This window comes from Methylobacterium sp. WL116, from assembly GCF_008039455.1.
GTDB lineage: Bacteria > Pseudomonadota > Alphaproteobacteria > Rhizobiales > Beijerinckiaceae > Methylobacterium.
This window is the reverse complement of record NZ_VRUV01000701.1, coordinates 1-1,939: the sequence shown is the minus strand read 5'-3', so window position 1 is coordinate 1,939 and position 1,939 is coordinate 1. Positions and strand designations below refer to the sequence as shown.

The following is a 1,939-nucleotide window of genomic DNA, read 5'->3' as shown; positions in this document are numbered from 1 at the left end:
GTAGCGATCACGGCCGCCCCCGAGACCCTGGCCGCGGGCGGCAAGCCGTGCGGCCAGGATCTCGGGGGCGGCCGTGATCGCTACGACATGGACGCCGGGGAGCGTCCGGCGCGCCGCCTCGATCACCCGGCGCGAGACGTTGCACACCACGACCCGCCCCTGCTCGGCCTCGGTCAGCGCCTCGGCCGGGATCGCGTAGCCGAGGCCGTGCGCGCGCCAATGCAGGGGAAACGCGCCGGCCGCGGCGGCGCGGGAAAACTCCGCCTCGGCGATCTCGGCGTTGTCCTCGTGCGCCGAGGGCGGCCGGGTCACCAGGCGGCGCGGGAAGACGAAGCGCGGGTCGCCGGCCAGCTGCGCCCGCGCGGCGGCGATCACCGTGTCCTTGCCGGCCCCGCTCGGGCCGACCACGAGGACGAAGCCGCCCGCCATCACACCACCCGCGCGCCGGCGCGCCAGACCTCGCGGACGACGGGCACCCCTTGCGCCGTCCGCACGCGGACGAGGTCGGCGCGCAGGCCGGGCGCGATCCGGCCGCGGTCGTCGAGGCCGGTGGCGCGGGCCGGGTTGGCGGTGACGGTGGCGATGGCGGCGGCCAGGTCGATGCCGGGCACGCGCTCGGGCAGCTGGAACGCCGCCATCAGCAGGCTCGCCGGCACGTAGTCGGAGGACAGGATGCTGAGCAGGCCGGCCTCGGCGAGAGCGTGCGCCGCCACGTTGCCGGAATGCGAGCCGCCGCGGATCAGGTTGGGCGCGCCCATCATCACGGTGATGCCGGCCGCGTGCGAAGCCTCGGCCGCCTCGCGGGTGGTTGGGAACTCGGCGAGCGCGACCGCTTCGGCCCGCGACTGGGCGACGTCGGCCAGCGTCGTGTCGTCGTGGCTCGCCAGCGGGATGCCCTGCTCCCGGGCCAGCGCCACGAGGATCGGGCGGTTGCGGGCGTTGAGCGCGGCGCCGTCGCGGATCTTGCGCTCGGTGCCGGCCCGGATCGCCTCGATCGGCCGGCCGCCGCGGCCGGCATATTGATAATACTTCGCCATGTCGCGGAACTGCCGCTGCCCCGGCGTGTGGTCCATCAGCGAGATCAGGCCGACGGGATGACGCCGGACGAAGGCGCGGACGGTGTCGATCACGTCGGCCGACGGGATCTCGCAGCGCAGGTGCGTCCGGTGCTCGGCCCGGAACAGGTCGGCGGCGCGCGCGTCGGCGATGGCCTGCGCCAGCGCGTCGAGCTCGGAGCCGAGGCCGCTGCCGTCCGGGTCGGTGCCGGCGCGCAGCGAATCGAACACGGTGGTGATCCCCGAGGCGGCGATCTGCGCATCGTAGGCGAGCACGGCGCCCAGCGGATGCCAGCGCACGCCGGGGCGCGGCGCGTAGTGGCTTTCCAGGTGGTCGGTGTGCAGCTCGACCAGGCCGGGGACGAGGTGGTCGCCGCGGAGGTCCCGGCCGCGCTCCGGCGCCCGGCCCGCGCCGTGCTCGGCGATGCGGCCGTCCACGATCGCGAGCCAGCCGTCGACGACGCGGTCGGCCAGGACGAGGCGCGCGTTCTCGAGGATCTCGACCCGGTCCGCCATCGCTCCGCCGTCTCCGCTCATGCCGCGCCCGTTCATGCCGCGCCCTCTCATGCCGCGATCGGCGCGCGGAAATCCGCCACGTCCACGATCCGCGTCGCCACCGCCTCGCGTACGTCGGCGTCGTGGAAGATGCCGAGGATGCCCGCGCCCGCCGCCCGCTTCTCGCGGATCAGCGCGATCACGACGTCGCGGTTGCGGGCATCGAGCGAGGCGGTCGGCTCGTCCATCAGCACGAGGGGCCGGTCGGCGATCAACCCGCGGGCGATGTTCACCCGCTGCTGCTCGCCGCCCGAGAAGGTGGCCGGCGGCAGGTCCCACAGGCGCTCGGGCAGGTCGAGGCGCGCGAGCAGCGCCGCGGCGCGCGCGCG

Annotated in this window: 3 protein-coding genes; all 3 read right to left on the bottom strand. The window is 75.6% G+C overall.

What is annotated here, in order from left to right; all coding sequences use genetic code 11:
- Nucleotides 1–429: phosphonate metabolism protein/1,5-bisphosphokinase (PRPP-forming) PhnN (locus tag FV223_RS26430; protein WP_147729706.1), on the bottom strand; the 429-nt coding region annotated here is incomplete at its 3' end.
- Nucleotides 429–1,571: an alpha-D-ribose 1-methylphosphonate 5-triphosphate diphosphatase gene (locus FV223_RS26425; protein WP_147729705.1), complete on the bottom strand. Its 1,143-nt coding sequence runs from the start codon at nucleotides 1,569–1,571 to the stop codon at nucleotides 429–431. The genes FV223_RS26430 and FV223_RS26425, both read right to left, overlap by 1 nt.
- Nucleotides 1,572–1,618: 47 nt before the next feature.
- Nucleotides 1,619–1,939 (bottom strand): ATP-binding cassette domain-containing protein (locus FV223_RS26420; protein ID WP_147729704.1); only part of this gene is annotated, 321 nt, incomplete at its 5' end.

What these genes read in the sequence shown, in the direction of transcription:
- FV223_RS26425 (WP_147729705.1), bottom strand. Translation starts at nt 1,571, where the DNA reads ATGGCGGACCGGGTCGAGATCCTCGAGAACGCGCGCCTCGTCCTGGCC.